Here is a 20,673-nt window from a genome sequence, read left to right on the forward strand (position 1 = left end):
TTGCACATGTTTCAATCTAGTACAGCGCCAGCGCCGAAGAGGCGGCTTTCAAAAACGGAACATGTCGTTGAACTCATCCTGAAGCGGCGGCGCGGCCTGCTGCGGCGGTGGCCGCGCGCAGGCGGGCGGGGGCGCGCCGCCGCTCTGGGCGTCCGCGGCGAGCCGGAAGAAGCTCATCGCCTGTTGCAGCCGGTCGGCCTGCAGCGTCATTTCCTCGGCGGTAGAGGCCAGTTCCTCGCTGGCTGCGGCGTTTTGCTGGGTGGAATGGTTCAGGTGCTGGATCGCCTGGTTGATCTGGCCGATGCCGCCGGCCTGCTCCTTGGTGGCGGCGGCGATTTCCTGCACCAGGTCGGCGGTGCGCCCGCTGGAACGGACGATCTCCTTCAACAGCCGCCCGGCCTGTTCGGCCACGGTGACGCTGCGCCCGGCCAGTTCGCCGATTTCCTGCGCGGCCACCTGGCTGCGCTCGGCCAGCTTGCGCACTTCGGCGGCCACCACCGCGAAGCCGGCGCCGTGCTTGCCCGCGCGGGCGGCCTCGATGGCGGCGTTCAGCGCCAAAAGATTGGTCTGGTAGGCGATTTCGTCGATGATGCCGACCCGTTCAGCGATTTGCCGCATCGCCAGCACCGTCTGTTGCACCGCCTGCCCGCCCTCGGTGGCTTCGTCGGAGGCTTTTTCGGCAATCGCCTCGGTGGTGCGGGAGTTGTCGCTAGTCTGGTTGATCGACGCCGACACCTGCTCGATCGAGGCCGAACTTTGCTGCAGGCCGGCGGCGGAGGTGCTGGCCCCTGCGACAGCGCCAGCGCGGTGGAGCTGATCTGCTGCGCGGCGCTGGCGATGCCGTTGGAGCTGTTCTTCACTTCGCCGATGATGGCGCGCAGCTGCAGGCACATCTGCTGCATCGCCTCGCTGAGGCTGCCGGGCGGCGCCGGCCCGAGTTCGATGTCCAGCCGGCCAGCAGCCACTTCGCGGCTGAAGCGGGCGACTTCGTGCGGCTCGCCGCCCAGCCGGCGGATCAATTGGCGGTAGATCTGCAGTAGGAAGCCCGCCAGCAGCAGCACCACTGTCAGGCTGACTCCGGCCAGCCACCCGAAGGTCTGGCTGGTGATGCGCTGCGCTTCGCCTTCGGTTTGCCGCTGCATGCGTACGGTTTGCTCGATCAGAGGCTGGATAGCCTGGTGATTGAGATCGTATTGCGCGGCCAGGTGGTCGAAGGAGCGGTTGATCGCCAGTTGGTCGTGCGCGTCCAGCGCCGGCAGGAAATGGTTGTCCATTTCCTGGTAGAAGGCCTCGCCGCTTGGCTGCACCTTTTGCGCCAGGATATTGCGCATCTCCGGCGGAAGGTCGCTGGCTCCCCATTTTTTCAGGCCATCGAAAAACTTGTCGCGCTGGATTTGCAGTTGATTGAGTTGCTGCTGGCGGATGGACGGATCCTGCGAATTGCGCAGCTGGTTGACCAGCAGGAAACTGGCCTCCAGCTCCAGCGTGGGCGGGTCCAGATCGTTGATGAAGTCCTTGCCTATCACTACCTGATGGTACATGGCGCCGTTGATCATCACCGTGCGCAGCCCTTGCCAGGCGGTGGCGGTCAGGATGCCCAGACCGAGCAGCAGGCAAGCGGTCAGCGCGATGAACTGGCGCTGAATGGTGCAGTTCTTCATTTGGCCTCTCCGCGTTTCTCCGCCGGTTGCCGGGGCGCCATTATTCCTCCTCCGCCTCTTCTCGCTGGCCCAGCTCCGACAGCAGCGCCATTTCTCCCACCGACAGCACCTTGTCGACATTCAGCAGCACCACGAAGCGGTTGTCCATTCTGGCCATGCCATCGATGAAATCGACGCGGATCTTGCTGCCGAACTGCGGCGGCGGCTCGATCTCGCTGTCGGGAATCGCCAGCACTTCGTGCACGGTGTCCACCAATATCCCGACCAACTGCCATTGCTCGTCATGCTCCACTTCCATGATGACGATGCAGGTGCGGCGGTTGACCACGGTTTGGTCGCGGGCGAAGCGCAGCGACAGGTCTATTACCGGTACCACTGCGCCGCGCAGGTTCATCACGCCGCGGATGAAGGGCGGCATCAAGGGTACTGAGGTCGGCGGGATGTATTCGAGAATCTCCCGTATCCGCAGGATGCCGATGGCGAAAGTTTCCCCCGCCAGTTGGAACGTCAGGAATTGCCTGACTTCCGCCGTTTCCTCCTGGCTCGCGTCGCCGTCGGCGCGGCGCAGGATGTTCAGTGCGGCCATGTCGGTGTCTCCGCTGGTTCAGAACTGCATGAAGCCGTGCTCGGCGCGGCCCGCAGGCGCGAGCTGCGGCGCGGCCGGGGGCGGGTCTGGGGACCGGCGTGCAGGGCGCCAAGGTGGAAGAAGCCGATCAGGTCGTGCAGGTTTTCCGCCTGGCGGTTCATTTCCTCGGCGGTGGCGGCCAGTTCCTCGCTGGCGCTGGCGTTCTGCTGGGTGGTCTGGTTCAACTGCTGCACCGCCAGACTGATCTGGCCGACGCCGCCGGATTGTTCGTTGGACGCCGCGGCGATCTCCTGCACCAGGTCCGAGGTGCGGCTGCTGGAGCGGACGATCTCCTCCAGCAGGCCGCCGGCCTCGTCCACCAGGTTGACGCTGCTGCGCGCCAGCGCGCTGATTTCCTGCGCGGCCACCTGGCTGCGCTCGGCCAGCTTCCTCACTTCCGCAGCCACCACGGCGAAGCCCTTGCCGTGTTCGCCGGCGCGCGCGGCCTCGATGGCGGCGTTCAGCGCCAAGAGGTTGGTCTGATAGGCGATGTCGTCGATGACGCCGATCCTGTCGGCGATCTCGCGCATCGCCCGTATGGTCTGCTGCACCGCCTCACCGCCCTGCGCGGCTTCCCTGGAGGCCTTTTCCGCCATGCTTTCCGTCAGGCGGGCATTGTCGTTGGTCTGGTTGATCGAGGCCGACATCTGCTCCACCGAGGACGAGGTCTGCTCTAGGCCGGAAGCCTGCTCGCTGGCCGAGCGCGCCAGCATCTGCGAGGTGGAGTGGATGTGCTGGGATGCGATTGACAGGCTTTCCGAACCGTTTTTCACCTCGCCTATGATGGCGCCCAGGGTCTGGACGGTCTGCATGATGGAGGCCGCCAGGCTGGATTCATCGCCGGGCCGCAGCGCGATGCTGCAATGCAGGTTGCCGTTGGCGACCTCCCGCATCATGCCGGCCACCGCCTGCGGCTCGCCGCCCAGCGTGCGCAGCAGGTCGCGGCTGATGACGGCGGCGATCAGCAGGCTGCAGACGACCGCCAGCGTGGCCAGCAGCAGCATCCGGTTGCGGCTGGAAAGATAGGTGGCCTCGCTTTGCCGCGCCAGATCCTCGTTCAACTTGTCTTCCACGTCCGCCAGCGCGGAGAGCTGCTGGTTCAGCTTGCCGCCTTTGCCGACGAGCAGCGCGCGCGCGTCGCGGAGCTTCTGCTGCCCGGTTTGCGCCAGCGCCTGCTGGTAGTCCTGGTGCACGGCGCGGCTGCTGTTCTGGATGGTGGCCATCAGTTCGCGCTCGCGCGCGGTGGTGCTGGTTTCGCGCTGGAACATCAGCGCCAGCTTCTGCTCGGTTTCCTGATAGCGGCGCAACGCGTCATCGAAATCCTGGCTGGCGCGCTCCAGCGCCGGCTGGTTGCCGGCCAGCAGGGCGTTGCGGATTTCGAGGCGGAGTTGCTGGTTGAGCTCCAGCAGTTGATGGGCCAGATGGGCTTCGACATTGTTGACGCGGGTGATGTCGCGGATGGCGCCGTTGATGTTGTCGAAGCCTTGCAGCGACACGGCGATGCAAAGCAACAGCAGGAATATGATTGCTCCATAGCCCAGCGCCTGCCTGGTGGCGACGCGCATGCCTGGTTTGGCTGTCATGGCGTGTTTCCCTGTGTCTGGTGCGGAGGCCGGCCAGCGGCTGCGGCATCGGGGCGCGGGGACAGGCGCTCAGATTCCTTGCGACAGGCGTGCCGGATCAGCGAGGGCACGTCCAGAATCAGCGCCACCTCCCCGGTGCCGAGTATGGTGGAGCCGCTGATGGCCTTGAGCGTGCTGAACAGCGCGCCCAGCGGCTTGATCACGGTCTGGAATTCGCCTTGCAGCGCGTCCACCACCAGGCCGGCCTTGCGGTCGTCGTAGTGGACCACCACTACATTGCGGCGCGCCGCCGCTTGGGAGCGCAGTTCGAAAAACGACGACAGGTGCAGCAGCGGCAGCAACTCGCCGCGCAGGTTGATGCAGTCGTGCACGCCGTTGGCCGGCAAGCCGGCCGGCAGTTCTATGCATTCGACCACAGCCTCCAGCGGCAGCACGAAGGTGGAGGCGGCCACTTCCACCAGGAAGCCGTCGATGATGGCCAGCGTCAGCGGCAGGCGGATGCGGAAGGTGGTGCCGCGGCCTGGTTCGCTGTCGATGTCTATCGAGCCGTGCAGCTGTTCGATGCCGCGTTTGACCACATCCATGCCCACGCCGCGGCCGGACAGGCTGGTCACCTGCGTCGCGGTGGAGAAGCCGGCGGCGAAGATCTGCTGAAACACGATGTTGTCCGCCGGCTCGTCGCCGGGCGGCAGCAGGCCGCGTTCGCGCGCCTTGGCCAGGATGCGTTCGCGATCCAGGCCAAGGCCGTCGTCGGCCACTTCTATCACTACGCTGCCGGACTCGTGATAGGCGTTGAGCCAGATGTTGCCGGCGGCCGGCTTGCCCTGCTCCAGCCGGACCTGCGTCGATTCTATGCCGTGATCGATGGCGTTGCGCACGATGTGCAGCAGCGGATCGCCCAGTTTTTCCACCATTGACTTGTCCAACTCGGTTTCCGCCCCGACGATGTGCAGCTGGATATCCTTGCCCAGTTCGCGCGACACGTCGCGCGCCACCCGCGGGAAACGGTGGAAAATCTCGCCTATCTGCACCATGCGCATCGACAGCGTGCCGGCGCGGATCTGTTCGATCAGATTGGCGATGGTCAGCGTCGCCTCCACCAGCGGCGTCTGCTGCGAGCGGCGGGCGATCAGATTGGCAGCCGCGCCGGCGATCACCAGCTCGCCTATCAGGTTGATCAGGCTGTCCAGCTTGCCGGCCTCCACCTTGATGAAGCGGCTTTCCATCGCCTTGCCGCGGGTTTCGCCGCCGCTCTGCGCGGCAGGGTCGTGCGGCGCCGGCTCGTCGCTGGCCGCCGGCTCGCTGTCTTCCCGCGGCGCCAGCTTGGGATCTTCGTCGACAGCGCGGTCCGGCAGCGCGCCGAATCGCTGCCAGGCCTGCCGCACCGCGGCGGCCTCCTCCTCGGCCGCGCTGGCGCAGCTTTCCTGCAGATGCGGCGCGGCGGCTTCCAGCGGCCAGATGTACAGCTCGCTGTCCTCACGGACGAATTCGAAGGCTTCCTGCAGCGCGGCCTCCGCGATGTCGGCGCTGAAATCGGCGCAGTACAGCACTTCAAACCGCAGGTAGTTGCTTTCGGCATCGAAGGCGTCGCCGGGCGGCAAGCCGGCGCAGATGGCCTGGACCTGCTCGATGCGGCCTATGGTGGCCAGGTAGCGCAGGAAGGATGACGGGTCCAGGCCGTTGCGCAGCACGTCCGGGCCGAAACGCAGCGACAGCAGCCAGCGGTTGGTCTGCGACGAATGGCCTGACGATTGTGGCGGAAGGGCTGCCGGCTGCATCGGCGGCGCTTCCTCCAGATAATCCAGCAATGCCGTCAGCAGCCCTTCGTCGCGCAACGCGGCCAGGTCTTCCTTGGCCGCCAGCGCTTGCACCATCAGCTTGACATGGTCGTGGCAGCGCAGCAGCAGGCCGATCAGTTCGTCGTTTAGGCTCAGGTGGCCGTCGCGCAGCTGGTCGAGCAGGTTTTCCGCCTGGTGGGTGAAGTTGACGATCTCCTCCAGCCCGAACAGCCCGGCCGAGCCCTTGATGGTGTGCATGGTGCGGAACAGGGCGTTCAATTGCTCGGCATCGGCGTGTTCCGCCTCCGCGTCCAGCAGGATGGTTTCCATTTCGTCCAGCAATTCGCGCGACTCCTCCAGAAAGGTCTGCAGCGCCTGTTCAAGATCCATGGCCATGGTCCTCCCCTTGAGCTTCCAGCGGCAGGTCGCGCTGCAGTCCCATCAGCCGGACGAAGTCTCGCACCGCCTTGCTGGGCGCATGCAGCGATACCGGCAGCCCCAGCCGGCTACCTTCGCGCAGCAGCCAGACCAGGACCTGGGCGCCGGCGCAATCGATCTCCTCCACCGCTGACAGGTCCAGCAGGATCGCCTCTTCGCCGCGCAGCGCCTGCCGCAACTGTGCCAGCAGCTCTGCTGCCTGATAGATGGTTTGCTCGTTGCCGGCGCGGATCGAGAGCGGCATGTCGGCTCCGGTTTAGGGCAGGATCAGTTTGGAAACCGCCGTCAGCAGTACCGGGGGTTGGAAGGGCTTGATCACCCAGGCCTTGGCGCCGGCTTCCTTGCCTTCGCGTTTTTTCTCATCGGCCGACTCGGTGGTCAGCATGATCACTGGGGTGAACTTGTATTGCGGCAGCTGTTTGATGTGCTTCAGCAGGCTGATGCCATCCAGCTGCGGCATGTTGACATCGGAGATGATCAGGTGAATCTTGCGTCCATCCAGCATGTCCAGCGCTTCCTTGCCGTTTCCCGCCTCCAGCACCTCGTAGCCGGCGCCGGCCAAGGTCATCCTCACCACCTGGCGCAGGGTGGTGGAGTCATCGACTATCAATATGGTTTTGGCCATCTGCTACATTCCCGTCATTCAGAAAAAGGTGATATCGCTCGGCCCCGGCGGCCTGCTGCTGCCGTCGCGGTTGTGCAGGGAGCGCTGCTCGTGGGTGGTGTAGCTGTTTTTCAGGGCGTTGAGCCAGGCCTCTGTATCCGGGGGGGCCGGCAAGTCGTCTTCGCTGGTCAGCGCCCCGTGCAGCATGGTTTCCAGTTGCCAGATGTCGTTCTGGACATGCGCCAGTATCTGGCTGACCCGATCCTGGAACTGCAGGTGTATCAGCACGTCTTCCGCGGTGGTCTGCAGATTGAAGCCGGATGCGGCGTCGTCCCGCCTCGATGGCCGGGGAGCCTGGAGGTCCTGGCTCACTTGTTCCAGCTGCAACAGCAGCTGCCGGACCTGTCCGGCGATCTGCTCGTCGCGCGCGGACTGGCCATGGGGCGTCTCCTGCGCCAGCGCTTCCAGCCGCAGGCCCGACTGCCGCAACTGTTCCAGCACCGGCGCCAGCCGATTCCGTAGCGGCGCCTCCTCCAACGCGTTGGCGAGGCGGGTTTCGGCTGGTTCCCGGGCATGAGCCGCGTCATCCTGATCCTGTTCCTGATAGCCCAGTTGGCGCAGCATGCCGTCAAAGCGCGAAGTGAGATGGCAGGCTGCGTCGTCTATCTGTTCGCGTCCCAGTGCGATGTGTCCGGCCCACAACGGCAGCAGCGCGTAGACATGGCTGGCGACGTCGCGCCAGTAGCGTGCCTGGGTGTCGCTGTCTTGCGGCTGCGGCGGGGACGGCGCTGGCCGGACGGACGGCCACAACAGCAGCAGCAGGATCAGCAGGGTGGTCAGGCCCAGCGCGGGCCAGAAAAAGGGATGGTCGATGAACAGCGCGTACTGGATTCCCCCGTTGACGATCAGGCCGATTTCCAGCCGGATCCAGCGCCAGGGTTGAACAGGGGCAATCATGCATGGGTCCCGTCAGTCGGATGCGTAATCTTCTTTCTGTTTGTAGCCGTTGCGCTGGGGGGATGCAAACAGCCTGTCAGTTGTCTTATCCGGATGGCGGATGCCAGGCGCGGCCGGGCTCGTGCGTGGGAAATCCGCCGCGGGCTTGCCAATTCAGCCTTGCATTTATCGACATTCTGTGGTCAGAATCGAAGTTCGACATTTCAACCATTTTGAAACAAGAAGCACGTAATGGCACTCATCGTACAGAAGTACGGCGGCACCTCGGTCGGGACAACCGAGCGCATCAAGAATGTGGCCCGCCGCGTCGCCAAATGGAAGGCTCAGGGACATGATGTGGTGGTGGTGGTTTCCGCGATGAGCGGCGAAACCAATCGCCTGATCGCCCTGGCCAAGGACATTCAGGACTATCCGGACCCGCGTGAGCTGGACGTGATCGTTTCCACCGGCGAACAGGTCACCATTGGCCTGTTGGCGATGGCGCTGAAGGAAATCGGCGTGCCGGCCAAGAGCTATTGCGGCTGGCAGGTGAAGGTGGTGACCGACCAGGCGCACACCAAGGCTCGCATTCAGTCGATTGACGAAGCCGTGATGCGCGGCGATTTGAAGGACGGCCGCGTGGTTATCGTCGCCGGTTTCCAGGGGGTAGACGAGGAAGGCAACATCACCACGCTGGGACGCGGCGGCTCGGACACCTCGGCGGTGGCGCTGGCGGCGGCGTTGAAGGCCGACGAGTGCCAGATCTACACCGACGTCGACGGCGTCTACACCACCGACCCGCGCGTGGTGCCGGAAGCGCGCCGGCTGAAGACGGTCACCTTCGAAGAGATGATCGAGATGGCGTCGCTGGGCTCCAAGGTATTGCAGATACGCTCGGTGGAGTTCGCCGGCAAGTACAAGGTACGTTTGCGCGTGCTCTCCAGCTTCGAGGACGAAGGCGAGGGCACCCTGATCACGTTTGAGGAAGATGAAAGCATGGAAAAGGCGGTAGTGGCAGGCATCGCGTTCGATCGCAACGAGGCCCGCATCAATGTCAAGGGCGTGCCGGACAAGCCGGGCATCGCCTACCAGATCCTCGGACCGATCGCCGACGCCAACATCGAAGTGGACATGATCATCCAGAACGTGGGCGAGAACGGCACCACCGATTTCTCCTTCACCGTGCCGCGCGGCGAGTTCCAGCGCACGCTGACCATCCTGCGCGAAGTGCAAACCCATATCGGCGCCGCCAAGATCGACGCCGACGACAAGGTGGCCAAGATTTCCATCGTCGGCGTCGGCATGCGTTCGCACTGCGGCATCGCCTCCACCATGTTCCGCACGCTGGCGGAGGAGGGCATCAATATCCAGATGATCTCCACTTCCGAGATCAAGGTTTCGGTGCTGGTGGACGAGAAATACCTGGAGCTGGCGGTTCGCGTTTTGCATAAGGTTTTCGGCCTGGACCAGGCGGCATAAATAATTTTGCATTTATGCTTGACAGCAAGAGCAGCCATATTTAGTATGGCGCTCTCTGAACGGAGAAATGGCCGAGTGGTCGAAGGCACTTCCCTGCTAAGGAAGCATACGGGCTTAAACCTGTATCGAGGGTTCGAATCCCTCTTTCTCCGCCAGAAACTGCACCCGTAGCTCAGTTGGATAGAGTATCTGGCTACGAACCAGAGGGTCGGGCGTTCGAATCGCTCCGGGTGCACCAAGACGTCCCTATAGTTTAGCGGTTAGAACACCGCCCTTTCACGGCGGTAGCCGGGGTTCGATTCCCCGTGGGGACGCCAGGATTCAGAAAAAGCCCGACATGAAAATGTCGGGCTTTTTCTATTTCCACCTTATCGAATTCAACCGAACTCCGTATGGAAAATGGCGGAAGTGTCGATTCAGCAAAAACGGGATGCTAGGCATCCCGTTTTTCATTTTCCGAGCGCTACCGCTTCAGAAGTGGTGATTCAGTTCCAGCCAGACCTGGCGGCCGTAAGGCGGGTACGTGCCTACCGGGTAGAACGGCGAGCCCTCGCTGTAGTCCTTCTTGATGAAGTCCTGCAGGTTGTTGACGATCAGGCTTAGCGAAGTTTGCTTGCTCAATTGATAGCCTACGCTCAGATTGGCCAGGATGGTGGGCGTCAAGTAGCCGTTTTCGGCATTGTTCGGCACTTTGCCGTAGCGCGTCAGTTGCAGCGTGGACGACCAGTTGCCGATATTCCAGCCCAGGCTGGCGCTCAGCTTGTTGCGCCAGTCGTGATTGCTCAAGTCCTGCAGCCTATCCTGAGTGGGGTCGCCGGCGAATTGCTGATAGGTGAAGGTCAGCACCTGGGAGTAGCTGGCCTGCAGCTGGAAGCGGCCCCAGCGCGCGGTCTTCCAGCGCAGCTTGCCGTTCAGGTCTATGCCGCTGGTGCGTTCGTTGGCTGCGTTGATCGGATTGGTCAGGATCTGGTTGATGGCGCCCGGATCCAGTACGGCATTGGCCGGATTGCGCTGCACCCGCCGTAGCGCGTCCTGGCAGAGGCTGGAGTCGATGTCCAGCTTGCCGCTGCGGCAATCCGCCTCATCGTGCAGGATTTTGTCCTGGTCCAGGTCGGTCACTAGGTCGTTGATGGTGATATTCCAGTAGTCCAGCGACAGGTCGGCGTCGGTGCTGGGCGACCAGACGAAGCCGAAGCCGTAGGATTTTCCGTTTTCAGGCTTAAGGTTCGGATTGCCGCTTTTGACGAAGTTGGCCGCCAGGTCTTTGTAGTCGCAGGTGGCGTTGGGCTGGCCGGCTTGCAGGCAGCGCCAGTAGTCGGTCACGCCTGGGTAGTAGCCGCGGCTTTGCGTCAGGAATAGGTAGTTCATGTCCGGCGCGCGGAAGCTGGTGGCGTAGTTGCCGCGCAGCAGCAGCGTGTCCAGCGGGCGGAATTCCAGGCCGCTGCCATAGGTGAACTTGCCGACGCTGCTGTCAGAGATGGCCAAGCGGTCATAGCGGCCCGATAGGGTGACGTTCAGGCGCGGGTGAAGCGGAATGAGCAGCTCCGCGCCGGCGGCCTGGCGCGCGCGGGTGCCGCCGGCGTGGCTGCCGGGAGAGGTGCGGTAGAACACGCCTTGCCCTAGTTGGGTGTCGGGATCGTTGCTGAAGCCCTGGCTGCCCCATTCCAGCGCGCCGGCCAGCTTCACCGCCCCTGCCGGCAGTTTGAACAGGTCGCCGCTGCCGCTGAGGCTCAGCGCCTGTAGCCAGGATTTGTCCTGCTCCACGCTTCTGCCGAGGACGCTGTTGAATTGCGCCGTCGTGATCGGGGTGGCAAAATTCGCCGCGTTGGGGGCGTAGATGCCTATGCCGTTGCTGTCGGTGCCCAGTTGCGGACCGAGGAAGAGGCTGTCGACGTTGGCCAGCAGCCGCGGTGCGGTCTGCTGGCTGGTGTAGATCGAGGCATTGTACGCGGCTTCGTAATTCCAGCTGGTGCCGGGCAGATCGCCGCGTATGCCGAAGGTGAGGTTGGCTGACAGGTCGTCCCATTTGCGGTTGTAGGTGGTGGCGCCGCCGATTTCTTCCGGCGCTAGCCGCCTGGTCCATTGTTCGTACTGCCCGGTGTTCTGGTTGAGGAAGTATTGGTTGGAGCCGCCCAGCGAGGTCCATGCCGGACCGCGGGTGTTGTTTTCGGTATGGTTGAAGCCGAGCAGGGCATCGCTGAACAGTTCGGCGTGGTCGTTGAGCTGGTAGTTGGCGCTCAGGTAGCCGTTCTGGCTTTGGTTGGCGGTCTGGATGGTCCAGTAGTCCGGATTGGCCTGGCCGCTGGCGCAAACCACGCCGTTGCCGGTCTTGGTGTGGATCGCGTAGGGCCGGACGCTGTTGTTGAACAGGCTGGCAAAGACGCCGCAATTTCCGGCGCCTATGTATTGCCCCTTGTTCGGGCCTTGCTTGACCTGTCGGGACCAGATGGTGGTGGGGGCGGAGCCATCCGAGCTGTTGTCGGCCATGAAGCCGCGTTGATTGCTCCAGATGGCGTTGCGCTGGCTCAGTTCCAGTCCGTAGATCAGGCTGAGCTGATCCCAGCTGTGGCCGCCGCTGATTTGTAGTCTGCCATTCTCGGCGCCATGGTGTTCGCTGGCGCCGACCTTGACGTTGACATCCACGCCGTCGGTTTTCTTTTTCAGGATGACGTTGACCACGCCGGCGATGGCGTCGGAGCCGTAAATGGCGGAGGCGCCGCCGTTGAGGATTTCTATCCGGTCTATCATGGCGGCCGGAATGTTGGCCAGATTGACGAAATTGACCGAGCCGTCGTACGCAGTCGGGTAATCGGCGACTCGGCGGCCGTTGATCAGCGTCAGCGTGTGATTGGGGCCCAGGCCGCGCAGGCTGATGGCATTGGCTGCTGGGGTGAAGGTGTTGCCGAAGTCCGCGCCCTGGGTGAAGCCGGTGTTCTGGGGCAGGCTGTTCAGCGCGTCATAGACATTGGTGTAGCCTTGTTTTTCGATGTCGGTGCCGGTGATTACGGTGACGCTGGTCGGTCCTTTCTGCTCCGATCGGGAGATGCGCGAGCCGGTGACGGTGACGCGTTCCAGTGCGGTGCTATTGTCGGAGCTGGCAGTGTCGGCCAGCGCAGGCCAGGCGGCTCCGCTCAGTAATGCATAAATGATATATGAGTTAAATTGTTTATGTATTTTCACGAAATGTCTCCAGGCAAGGCTGGTCCTGTGGAAACTTTGAAAAATACAATGTATCACTTTGTCATTTTTGTGTATTAAACAAAATAAGCATAGTTAATGCTTTTAGAATATATTGTCTTTGCTAGAACGTCGGCGGCAGGCGGACTCCTTATTCCTGGCGGCGGGCATGGCGCACGGTGCTGCCGTTGCTGTTGATCAGTTGTCGCGCCGGTGGCGGGCCTATGCTTCAGCCTTTGGTTTTAGTGGGGTAAAACGGGGTGAATATCTGTTCTATCCGTTGCTTTGACGCGCTTGGGTCGTTGTCGGGCACTGCCAGTCCCGGGCGTCCGCCGCTGGGCGGCTTGTTTCAATGTTTGCGCGACGAATGCGAAAAAGCCCAGCATCTGCATGCTGGGCTTTTTCTTGAATTTGGCGTCCCCACGGGGAATCGAACCCCGGCTACCGCCGTGAAAGGGCGGTGTTCTAACCGCTAAACTATAGGGACTTAAACTGTGGTGCACCCGGAGCGATTCGAACGCCCGACCCTCTGGTTCGTAGCCAGATACTCTATCCAACTGAGCTACGGGTGCAGCTTTGGCGTCCCCACGGGGAATCGAACCCCGGCTACCGCCGTGAAAGGGCGGTGTTCTAACCGCTAAACTATAGGGACGCTGAATTGTGGTGCACCCGGAGCGATTCGAACGCCCGACCCTCTGGTTCGTAGCCAGATACTCTATCCAACTGAGCTACGGGTGCACTGCCTCGCTAGACGTTGTGTCTTGCGAGGAGGTGAATATTACAGATGGTGTTTTGGGCTGTCAACACCCCGTAGGATTTTTTTTGCAAAGCCGGTAAACTGGCCTGCTATTGCTGTCGCAGCGCTCCAACATGATTAGGCAAATGGCATGTTCGGCGAGCGACGCTGCACGACTGAAAGCGACTAAATAGATTGAATACCTTGTTTGAACAGCCCTGCGCCATTGTCGACCTGGAAACCACAGGCGGCAATATCAGCCGCGACCGCATCACCGAGGTGGGCATGATCCTGATCGATGGCGAGCGGGTGGAGCGCCAGTCCTGGCTGGTCAATCCCGGTCAGCCGATTCCGCCCTTCATCGAAAACATGACCGGCATCCGCAATGAGATGGTGGCCGGGGCGCCGCCGTTTGCCGCGCTGGCCGGCGAACTGCTGTCGCGGCTGCAGGGCCGCCTGCTGCTGGCGCACAACGCCCGTTTCGATTACGGTTTTTTGAAAAATGAATTCCGCCGCCATGGCCTGCGTTTCCAGACGCAGACGCTGTGCACGGTCAAGCTGTCGCGCCGGCTGTATCCGCAGCACTTCAAGCACAGCCTGGACAGCCTGATCGCGCGGCACGACATCGAGATGCCGGAGCGGCATCGCGCGCTGGCCGATGCCGAGGCGGTGCACCGCTTCCTGCAGATAGCCGCGGCCGAGTTGGGGCAAGAGCGGCTGACGCATGAGGCGGCGCAACTGCTGTCGCAGCCGGCCGAGTTGAGCGACCTGGCGCCGCAACTGCAGCAGCAGATCGAGGAGTTGCCGGATTCGGCCGGTGTGTATGTGTTGTTCGATCTGGAGGACCGCGCGCTGTATGTCGGTCGCGCCGCCAATCTGTACCGCAAGGTGCTGGGCCACTTCTCCAGGGCCAAACCCGGCCATAAGAGCCACGAGGTGCGCATAGACGAGCCGGTGGCGAGGGTGGAGTGGCGGGAGAGCCTGGGCGAGTTCGGCGCCCATCTGCAGGAGCTGCAATGGCTGCGTTACCACCTGCCGCTGCACAATCCGCGCGCGCGGATGCTGGGCGAGGCCTGTTCGCTGCAATTGCAGACCGACGCGGACGGCTTCGTGCGGCTGCGGCCGGTATCGGCGCAGGACATGGACTTCAGCCGCACCACAGACTTGTACGGCCTGTTCCGCAACGCGCGCGAGGCGCGCAAGGCGCTGGCGCAGATCGCGCTGGCGCAAGGCTTGTGCCAGGCGGTGCTGGGGGTGGAGCAGGTGACCAGCCGCAAGGGCGCGGCCTGCAACGCCTACAGCCTGCAGCGCTGCCGCGGCGCCTGCGTCGGCAAGGAGGGCGCGGACAGCCACAATCTGCGGCTGCTGTCGGCGCTGCAGCGGCTAAAGGTCAAGCCATGGCCGTTCGAGGCCGCGGTGGCGGTGGTGGAGCGGGACGAGGTGTGCGGCGACGTGGTGCAGCACCTGTTCGACCGCTGGTGCTACCTGGGATCGCGCCGCAATGGCGGCGAGTTGACCGGCGAGCCGGCTTTCGATCTGGACTACTACAAGCTGCTGGAGAGCGAATTGCGCAGGCCGGAGCGGGAGCTGATCGAGTTGTAAGACAGCGTAGCGATGGAAAAAGGCAAGCCGCGCGGGCTTGCCTTTTTCATTGGCCGGCGGGGCTGCGCCGGTTTATTCATGCATCGCCAGGAAGCCGCGCAGCCGGCTTTCGATGATGCGCGGGTTTTCGCCGTTGGCGATGGCGACGATGCCTTCCACCACCAGCTCCTTCATCGCCAGCTCCGACGCCACCAGGTGCTTGAGTTTGTTGCCCACCGGCAGGAAAAACAGGTTGGCCGAGCCGACGCCGTAGACGGTGGCGACGAAGGCCACCGCGATGCCGCCGCCCAGCTTGGACGGGTCCGACAGGTTTTCCATCACGTGGATCAGGCCCAGCACCGCGCCCAGAATGCCCATGGTGGGCGAATAGCCGCCGGCCGATTCCCAGATGCGTGCCGCCTGTTTGCGGGCGTGCTCGAACATGCTGATCTCCACGTCCATCACCGCGCGCAGCGTGTCCGGCTCGGTGCCGTCCACCAGCATTTGCAACGCCTTCTTGGTGAACGGGTCCCTTTGCATGTTGATCACCCCTTCCAGCGCCAGCAGCCCGCCCTTGCGCGAGGTCTGACTCCAGTTCACCACTTCGCGGATCATTTTCTCGTGGTCGAAATTGGGCGGACGAAAGATCCAGCGGACCATGCGCAGGCCGGCCATGAACTGTTTGGGCGTGCTTTGCAGCATCACCGCGCTGGCGGTGCCGCCGATGACTATCATGAAGGCGGTCAGCTGCATCAGCGAACCGAGGCTGCCCCCTTCTATGGCCTGGCCGGCGATGATGGCGGTCAGGCCCAGGATGATGGCGATTAGACTGATCTTGTCCACTAGGTGTTTCCGTTATTGAGCTGGTCTGAAGCCCGGCATCATGTCAACCGGGCCCTCCCTTACAGCCAGTCTTTCAGTTTGGCCCGCAGCCGGGCGATGGCCTGGCTGTGCAGCTGGCAGACCCGGGACTCGGTCACGCCGAGCACCGCGCCGATTTCCTTCAGGTTCAGTTCCTGTTCGTAGTACAGCGCCATCACCAGCTGGTCGCGTTCTGGCAGGAACTTGATCGCGCTGATCAGATGCTGGCGGAAGTTGTCGTCGGCGAGCGCGGCCAGCGGGTCCGGCGAATCCTCGTCGGCGACATTGGCCACCGGGTTGTGCGGGTTTTCACCATCGTCGCCGCTGAAGTCCTCGAAGTGTAGCAGGGTGGTGCCTTTGCATTCTCCCAGCATGTCCTGGTATTGATCCAGATCGATCCCGAGTTCGGCGGCGATTTCCGATTCCAGCGGCGCCCGGCTCAGCTGCTGTTCCAGCCGGGATATCGCTTCCTCTATCTGGCGGGCGTTGCGCCTGGCCTGGCGCGGCAGCCAGTCCTCTCGCCTGAGTTCGTCCAGCATCGCGCCGCGGATGCGCTGGCTGGCGAAGGTTTCGAACATCACGCCCTGCGCCGGATCGAACTGGCGCGCGGCTTCGATCAGGCCGATCATGCCCACCTGGATCAGGTCGCCCAAGTCCACCGAGGCCGGCAAGCGGGCGATCATGATGCTGGCCAGCTTGCGTACCAGCGGGGCGTAGGCCTCCACGTCTATCTCGACGCTGGGGGCCGCGTTGGCATAGCCCGATCGGCGGAATGACGGGATACTCATAAGGGTTTGGCTCCATCTGCCTCGGCCCAGTCGCGCGAGGCGGCAATCAGCAAGTCCATGTATCCGGTACTGTCGCGCGCGGTCTCCGGCGCATCCCAGTGCAGCAGCACCGCCGCCAGTTGCGAGAACGCGGCGGCGGCTTCGCTGTCGGGGAAGGCCTCCATCAGAGGGCGGTGCAGCGTCTGGCTGCGGCGCACGGTATTGTCGTGCGGCACGAAGCCCACCCAGCGCAGCGAAACCGTCAGAAACTCGCCGGTGACCGCCGACAGCCGGGTGAACAGTTCGCGCGCCTCGTCCAGGTGGCGCGCGCGGTTGATCAACACATTGAAGCGCTGGCGGCCATACTGGCTGGCCAGCCGCTTGATGTTGGCGTAGGCGGTGGTCAGCGACTCGGCCGCTGGCGTCAGCACCAGCACCAGATTGTCGGCCACGCTGGCCGGGATGGCGTCCAGGCCGGGGTTGGGCACGTCGATCAGCAGCGCCGAGGCGTCGCGTTCCAGCGCGCCGAACTCGCTGCCCAGCCTAAGCCACAGCTGGGTGGAGAACAGCGCGCGCTGTTCCGGCCTTGCGTAAAGGTTGACCAGCTGTACCCCCTGGCGCGAGGTGATCATCATTTCATCCAGTCCGCCCACGCTGACCACCTGGCTTTCCAGGGTGGCGGTGGATGGGACGCCCAGACGGCGCGTCTGCACCTGTCCCAGGCAACAGTCTACCACCAGCGGCCGCAGCCCGGCGTAGGCCAGGCCCAGCGACAGCTCGGTCACCAGCGTGCTGGTGCCGGAGTGCTCGGAGCCGATGAAGGCGAAGCTGGGCGCGCGGTTCTGTTGCGCGGCGAGCAGGCGGAGGCTGGCGGCTTGGTCCTGCATGACGTTTACAGCCATCCGGCCTGGGCCGCCTGCATGATGGGCAGCTCGTCGGCCTGCAGCGAAAACGGCGAGCCTATCTGCTGGGCGCGCATCGCGCGGTCCACCAGGAAGGCGGCGTTGGCCGAGTGCAGGTCTTCCGGCACCCGCTGGCCGTTGGTGATGAAATAGAGCTTGAGGCGGTTGCGGATGATCACGTCCAGGCTGGGGCCCTGCGCCACCGCCTCGTCTATCTTGGACAGGATGCAGCCGGCCAGGCCGTCGCCGCGGTAGCGCCGCACCACGTCTTCCAGCGTGTGGCCGTCGGTATTGGCGGCCAACAGCAGCAGCCGTTCTATCGGCCGGCCGGCGGTGCGCAGCATGTCTATCTGCGCCAGCACGCGAGCGTCGCGCTGGCCCATGCCCACGGTGTCGATGAAAACGATGTGGCGGTTGGACAGGTCGGCCAGCGTCAGCTGCAGATCGCCCTCGTTCTGGATGGAGAACACCGGCACGCCCAGTATCTTGCCGTAGATGCGCAGCTGGTCCTGCGCGCCGATCCGGTAGCTGTCGGTGGTGATCAGCGCCACGTGCTGCGCGCCGAAGCGCATGGTGGCGCGAGCCGCCAGCTTGGCCACGGTGGTGGTCTTGCCGACGCCGGTGGGGCCGACCAGAGCGAAGATGCCGCCGCGGTCCATCACTTCCTTGTCGGCGTCCGCGCATTTCAGATTGTGCACCAGCGCCGAGCGCGCCCATTTGACGGCGACTTCGGCCTGGTACTGCGCCGGCATCTTTTCTATCAGCTGGCGGATCAGCTGGGCGGAGAATCCCATCGCCAGCAGGTGTTTGAACAGCTCGATGCGGTTTGGCGCCTTGCCTTCCATGTCCGACCAGGCGAAGCTGGCCAACTGGCTTTGCAGCAGGCTGCGCAGCAGTTTGATTTCGTCGCCTATCTGCCTGAGTTCCTGGGCCATCTGCTCCGGCTCCTCGCCATTGGACGGTTGCGCCTGCGGCGGCCGGGCCGCGACCGGACGCGGCTGCGCTGTCGCCGGAGCGCTGACAGACCGGGCCGCCGCGGCGGCCGGCTGCGCGGGCAGGGGAGCCGGGGCCGGCTCCGGCGGGGAGTAGACCGGCTCCATCCGCGGCCTGGCGCTTTCCAGCCGCGGCGGCGCCGGGCTTTCCAGCGGCTCCACCGGCATCGCGTAGGTGCGGGCGATGGCGCGGTTCACCGCGCTGCCGTTGGGCGGGATGGGGGCGGGCTGCTGCGGGCGGTTGACCGCCGGCGGCGCGTTGCGCGGCGGATGCTTGCTGCTGGAGGTGGACAGGGTGCTGGCCAGGTTGGCGACGTCGGCGTCGGCCACCGCCATGATTTCCACCCCGCCGCCCATGGTGGGGCGGTTGGACAAAATGAGGGCATCCGCCCCCAGTTCTTCGCGAACTTGCCTGAGTGCGTCTCGAGTGGTCTTCCCGAAGAACTTTTTCACCACCATTGTCGATTAGCCCTTGCTACCGCCGATTACCGCAATTATACGAATGGATTTATTGTCCGGGATCTCATTATGCGAAATCACACGCAGTTGCGGCAATGCCCGGCGCAGAAAGCGCGCCAGCAGGGGCCGCAGACCGGGTGCGGTCAGCAGTACCGGATTGTAACCCTGAATCTCCACCTGTTCGGTCTGTTGCGCGGCGCTCGACAGCAGGTTTTCCGCCAGGCCGGGCTCCAGGCCGCCGCCTGCCTTCGATTGCACCGCCTGCATCAAGACGTTTTCCAGCGCCGGCTCCAGCGTCATCAGCGGCAGTTCCGCCTCGCCGGGGAACAGCTGCTGCACGATCACCCGCGACAGCGCGGTGCGCACGGTGCTGGTCAATTCGTCCACATCCTGATTGGCGGGGAGGTGATCGGCCAGCGTTTCTATGATGGTGCGGAAGTCGCGGATGTGGATGCCGTCGTTCAGCAGTTGCTGCAGCACCTTTTGCAGCGTGCCCACCGGCACCACCTTGGGAACCAGGTCTTCGATCAGCTTCGGCGACTCCTTGGCCTGATGGTCGATCAGCGCCTGCACTTCCTCGCGGCCCAGCAACTCCGCCGCATGGGTTTGCAGCAAATTGGAAATATGGGTGGCGACCACGGTGCTGGCGTCCACCACGGTATAGCCCAGCGACTGCGCCTCTTCCCGCTTGCCGGCGTCTATCCACACCGCCGGCAGGCCGAAGGCCGGGTCGGTGGTGGCGTTGCCGGCGATTTCCTTGCTCACCCGGCCGGGGTTGATCGCCAGGAACTGGCCGATATAGGCCTCGCCCTTGCCCAGCTCCACGCCTTTCAGCAGGATGCGGTAGGCGTTGGGCTTGATTTCCAGGTTGTCGCGGATGTGCACTGGCGGCACCAGGAAGCCCAGATCCTGAGCGATCTTCTTGCGGATGCCGCGGATGCGGCGCAATAGTTCGCCGTCCTGGGTGCGGTCCACCAGCGGAATCAGCCGGTAGCCCACTTCCATGCCTAGCTGGTCCACGTGCTGGACATCGTTCCAGCTGACTTCCGCGCCTTGCTGTTCCGGCGCCGGCGGCGGCAGCGCCGCCTGCTGCTCGCGCGCCAGCTCGCGCTGGTGCCGCTGCTCCATCGTCCTGGCCAGCGCCAGCAGCGCGCCGGCGATCAGCAGGAAGGACAGATGGGGCATATTGGGGATCAGGCCTATCATGCCTATCACCGCCGAGGTGATGTACAGTACCTGCGGCTTGGTGAACAGCTGGGTCAGGAACTGCTCCGACATGTCCTGATCGGTGCCGACGCGCGACACCACGATGCCGGCGGCGGTGGAGATGATCAGCGCCGGAATCTGCGCCACCAAGCCATCGCCTATGGTCAGCAGCGTGTAGGTTTCGGCCGCCTGGCCCACCGGCAGGTCGTGTTGCACCACGCCGACGATCAGGCCGCCGATGATGTTTATCAGGATGATCATAATGCCGGCCATCGCGTCGCCGCGGACGAATTTGGAGGCGCCGTCCATCGCGCCGAAGAAGTTGGCTTCCTCGGCGATGGTGGAGCGGCGCTTGCGGGCCTCGTCCTCGCCGATCAGGCCGGCGTTGAGGTCGGCGTCGATCGCCATCTGCTTGCCGGGCATCGCGTCCAGGGTGAAGCGGGCCGACACTTCGGCGATGCGGCCGGCGCCCTTGGTGATCACCACGAAGTTGATGATAGTGATGATGACGAACACCACGATGCCGATGGCGACGTTGCCGCCCACCAGAAAGTGGGAGAACGATTCGATCACCTTGCCGGCGGCGTCCGGTCCGGTATGGCCTTCCAGCAGCACCACCCGGCTGGAGGCGACGTTCAGCGACAGCCGCAGCAGGGTGGTGACCAAGAGCACCGACGGGAAGGACGAGAAGTCCAGCGGCTTCCTGACGTTGATCCCAACCAAGAGCACGATCACCGACACCGCGATGTTGAAGGTGAAGAAGATGTCCAGCAGCACCGGCGGCAGCGGCAGCACCATCATCGTCAGGATCAGGATGATGAGCAGCGGCCCGGCGAGCTGGGAGATCTTGAGGCTTCTGAGGATCTGTAGGATGGAGTCCATGCTGGC

Annotated in this window: 16 protein-coding genes and 7 tRNA genes; 5 read left to right on the forward strand and 18 right to left on the reverse strand. The window is 63.8% G+C overall.

The window, feature by feature from the left end; genetic code table 11:
* Positions 1-48 precede the first annotated feature (48 nt).
* The 8 genes from BI344_RS24780 to BI344_RS08950 are packed head-to-tail and all read right to left on the reverse strand — an operon-like array spanning position 49 to position 7,646.
* On the reverse strand, positions 49-639 hold the full coding sequence (locus BI344_RS24780; protein ID WP_241499291.1) for a methyl-accepting chemotaxis protein: 591 nt from the start codon (positions 637-639) through the stop codon (positions 49-51).
* Positions 549-1,661 (reverse strand): methyl-accepting chemotaxis protein, encoded by a 1,113-nt coding sequence (locus tag BI344_RS25175; protein ID WP_071112609.1) that lies wholly within the window; start codon positions 1,659-1,661, stop codon positions 549-551. The genes BI344_RS24780 and BI344_RS25175 overlap by 91 nt, the downstream gene beginning before the upstream one ends.
* A gap of 40 nt (positions 1,662-1,701) precedes the next feature.
* On the reverse strand, positions 1,702-2,247 hold the full coding sequence (locus BI344_RS08925; RefSeq protein ID WP_083370137.1) for a chemotaxis protein CheW: 546 nt from the start codon (positions 2,245-2,247) through the stop codon (positions 1,702-1,704).
* Entirely contained in the window at positions 2,235-3,869 is a 1,635-nt protein-coding gene (locus tag BI344_RS08930; protein WP_071112610.1) for a methyl-accepting chemotaxis protein, read from the reverse strand. Before BI344_RS08930 ends, BI344_RS08925 begins: the two co-directional genes overlap by 13 nt.
* On the reverse strand, positions 3,866-6,043 hold the full coding sequence (locus BI344_RS08935) for a chemotaxis protein CheA (protein WP_071112611.1): 2,178 nt from the start codon (positions 6,041-6,043) through the stop codon (positions 3,866-3,868). Before BI344_RS08935 ends, BI344_RS08930 begins: the two co-directional genes overlap by 4 nt.
* Positions 6,027-6,329 carry an STAS domain-containing protein gene (locus tag BI344_RS08940; protein WP_071112612.1) on the reverse strand — a complete coding sequence of 101 codons (303 nt, stop codon included), beginning with the start codon at positions 6,327-6,329 and terminating at the stop codon, positions 6,027-6,029. Before BI344_RS08940 ends, BI344_RS08935 begins: the two co-directional genes overlap by 17 nt.
* Positions 6,330-6,341: 12 nt before the next feature.
* On the reverse strand, positions 6,342-6,710 hold the full coding sequence (locus tag BI344_RS08945; protein WP_071112613.1) for a response regulator: 369 nt from the start codon (positions 6,708-6,710) through the stop codon (positions 6,342-6,344).
* Between the two features lie 18 nt (positions 6,711-6,728).
* Positions 6,729-7,646, reverse strand: a complete 918-nt coding sequence (locus BI344_RS08950; RefSeq protein WP_071112614.1) for a hypothetical protein — start codon at positions 7,644-7,646, stop codon at positions 6,729-6,731.
* 231 nt (positions 7,647-7,877) lie between these two features.
* Between BI344_RS08950 and BI344_RS08955 the strand changes: the two genes are divergently transcribed.
* The 4 genes from BI344_RS08955 to BI344_RS08970 all read left to right on the forward strand — a co-directional run bounded on the left by BI344_RS08955 (position 7,878) and on the right by BI344_RS08970 (position 9,421).
* Entirely contained in the window at positions 7,878-9,104 is a 1,227-nt protein-coding gene (locus BI344_RS08955) for an aspartate kinase (protein ID WP_071112615.1), read from the forward strand.
* Between the two features lie 61 nt (positions 9,105-9,165).
* Positions 9,166-9,259, forward strand: a tRNA-Ser gene (locus BI344_RS08960).
* A gap of 6 nt (positions 9,260-9,265) precedes the next feature.
* Positions 9,266-9,342, forward strand: a tRNA-Arg gene (locus BI344_RS08965).
* Between the two features lie 4 nt (positions 9,343-9,346).
* Positions 9,347-9,421, forward strand: a tRNA-Glu gene (locus BI344_RS08970).
* A 154-nt stretch (positions 9,422-9,575) separates the two neighbouring features.
* On the opposite strand, the gene BI344_RS08975 is transcribed toward BI344_RS08970, so the two are convergent.
* The 5 genes from BI344_RS08975 to BI344_RS08995 form a co-directional block, all read right to left on the reverse strand.
* On the reverse strand, positions 9,576-12,284 hold the full coding sequence (locus tag BI344_RS08975) for a TonB-dependent receptor plug domain-containing protein (RefSeq protein WP_083370138.1): 2,709 nt from the start codon (positions 12,282-12,284) through the stop codon (positions 9,576-9,578).
* A gap of 409 nt (positions 12,285-12,693) precedes the next feature.
* Positions 12,694-12,768: transfer RNA gene (locus tag BI344_RS08980), tRNA-Glu, on the reverse strand.
* An 8-nt stretch (positions 12,769-12,776) separates the two neighbouring features.
* Positions 12,777-12,853, reverse strand: a tRNA-Arg gene (locus BI344_RS08985).
* Positions 12,854-12,858: 5 nt separating this feature from the next.
* Positions 12,859-12,933 (reverse strand) — tRNA-Glu (locus tag BI344_RS08990).
* 9 nt (positions 12,934-12,942) lie between these two features.
* Positions 12,943-13,019 (reverse strand) — tRNA-Arg (locus tag BI344_RS08995).
* 193 nt (positions 13,020-13,212) lie between these two features.
* Between BI344_RS08995 and BI344_RS09000 the strand changes: the two genes are divergently transcribed.
* Complete coding sequence (locus tag BI344_RS09000; RefSeq protein ID WP_241499292.1) at positions 13,213-14,619, forward strand: exonuclease domain-containing protein; 1,407 nt, start codon at positions 13,213-13,215, stop codon at positions 14,617-14,619.
* A gap of 72 nt (positions 14,620-14,691) precedes the next feature.
* On the opposite strand, the gene BI344_RS09005 is transcribed toward BI344_RS09000, so the two are convergent.
* Genes BI344_RS09005 through flhA form a run of 5 tightly spaced genes read right to left on the reverse strand, consistent with a single transcriptional unit; the run spans position 14,692 to position 20,667 of the window.
* Positions 14,692-15,441, reverse strand: coding sequence for a flagellar motor protein (locus BI344_RS09005; RefSeq protein WP_071112616.1), 750 nt, complete (start codon positions 15,439-15,441; stop codon positions 14,692-14,694).
* A 59-nt stretch (positions 15,442-15,500) separates the two neighbouring features.
* Positions 15,501-16,247, reverse strand: a complete 747-nt coding sequence (locus BI344_RS09010) for an RNA polymerase sigma factor FliA (RefSeq protein WP_071112617.1) — start codon at positions 16,245-16,247, stop codon at positions 15,501-15,503.
* Positions 16,244-17,113, reverse strand: a complete 870-nt coding sequence (locus BI344_RS09015; RefSeq protein WP_071112618.1) for a MinD/ParA family ATP-binding protein — start codon at positions 17,111-17,113, stop codon at positions 16,244-16,246. The genes BI344_RS09010 and BI344_RS09015 overlap by 4 nt, the downstream gene beginning before the upstream one ends.
* A gap of 5 nt (positions 17,114-17,118) precedes the next feature.
* The gene (flhF, locus tag BI344_RS09020) at positions 17,119-18,579 is read right to left on the reverse strand and encodes a flagellar biosynthesis GTPase FlhF (RefSeq protein ID WP_071112619.1); all 1,461 of its coding nucleotides are present in this window, start codon (positions 18,577-18,579) and stop codon (positions 17,119-17,121) included.
* Positions 18,580-18,585: 6 nt separating this feature from the next.
* The gene (gene flhA / locus BI344_RS09025; protein ID WP_071112620.1) at positions 18,586-20,667 is read right to left on the reverse strand and encodes a flagellar biosynthesis protein FlhA; all 2,082 of its coding nucleotides are present in this window, start codon (positions 20,665-20,667) and stop codon (positions 18,586-18,588) included.
* Positions 20,668-20,673: the final 6 nt, after the last annotated feature.

Origin of the sequence: Chromobacterium sphagni (genome assembly GCF_001855555.1) — a bacterium.
GTDB classification, from domain to species: domain Bacteria; phylum Pseudomonadota; class Gammaproteobacteria; order Burkholderiales; family Chromobacteriaceae; genus Chromobacterium; species Chromobacterium sphagni.

Excerpts from the sequence above, each read along its gene's own strand:
- BI344_RS25175 (WP_071112609.1), bottom strand. The coding sequence starts at position 1,661 with ATGAAGAACTGCACCATTCAGCGCCAGTTCATCGCGCTGACCGCTTGC.
- BI344_RS08925 (WP_083370137.1), bottom strand. The coding sequence starts at position 2,247 with ATGGCCGCACTGAACATCCTGCGCCGCGCCGACGGCGACGCGAGCCAG.
- BI344_RS08930 (WP_071112610.1), bottom strand. The coding sequence starts at position 3,869 with ATGACAGCCAAACCAGGCATGCGCGTCGCCACCAGGCAGGCGCTGGGC.
- BI344_RS08935 (WP_071112611.1), bottom strand. The coding sequence starts at position 6,043 with ATGGCCATGGATCTTGAACAGGCGCTGCAGACCTTTCTGGAGGAGTCG.
- BI344_RS08940 (WP_071112612.1), bottom strand. The coding sequence starts at position 6,329 with ATGCCGCTCTCGATCCGCGCCGGCAACGAGCAAACCATCTATCAGGCA.
- BI344_RS08945 (WP_071112613.1), bottom strand. The coding sequence starts at position 6,710 with ATGGCCAAAACCATATTGATAGTCGATGACTCCACCACCCTGCGCCAG.
- BI344_RS08950 (WP_071112614.1), bottom strand. The coding sequence starts at position 7,646 with ATGATTGCCCCTGTTCAACCCTGGCGCTGGATCCGGCTGGAAATCGGC.
- BI344_RS08955 (WP_071112615.1), top strand. The coding sequence starts at position 7,878 with ATGGCACTCATCGTACAGAAGTACGGCGGCACCTCGGTCGGGACAACC.
- BI344_RS09010 (WP_071112617.1), bottom strand. The coding sequence starts at position 16,247 with ATGAGTATCCCGTCATTCCGCCGATCGGGCTATGCCAACGCGGCCCCC.
- BI344_RS09015 (WP_071112618.1), bottom strand. The coding sequence starts at position 17,113 with ATGCAGGACCAAGCCGCCAGCCTCCGCCTGCTCGCCGCGCAACAGAAC.
- flhF (WP_071112619.1), bottom strand. The coding sequence starts at position 18,579 with ATGGTGGTGAAAAAGTTCTTCGGGAAGACCACTCGAGACGCACTCAGG.
- flhA (WP_071112620.1), bottom strand. The coding sequence starts at position 20,667 with ATGGACTCCATCCTACAGATCCTCAGAAGCCTCAAGATCTCCCAGCTC.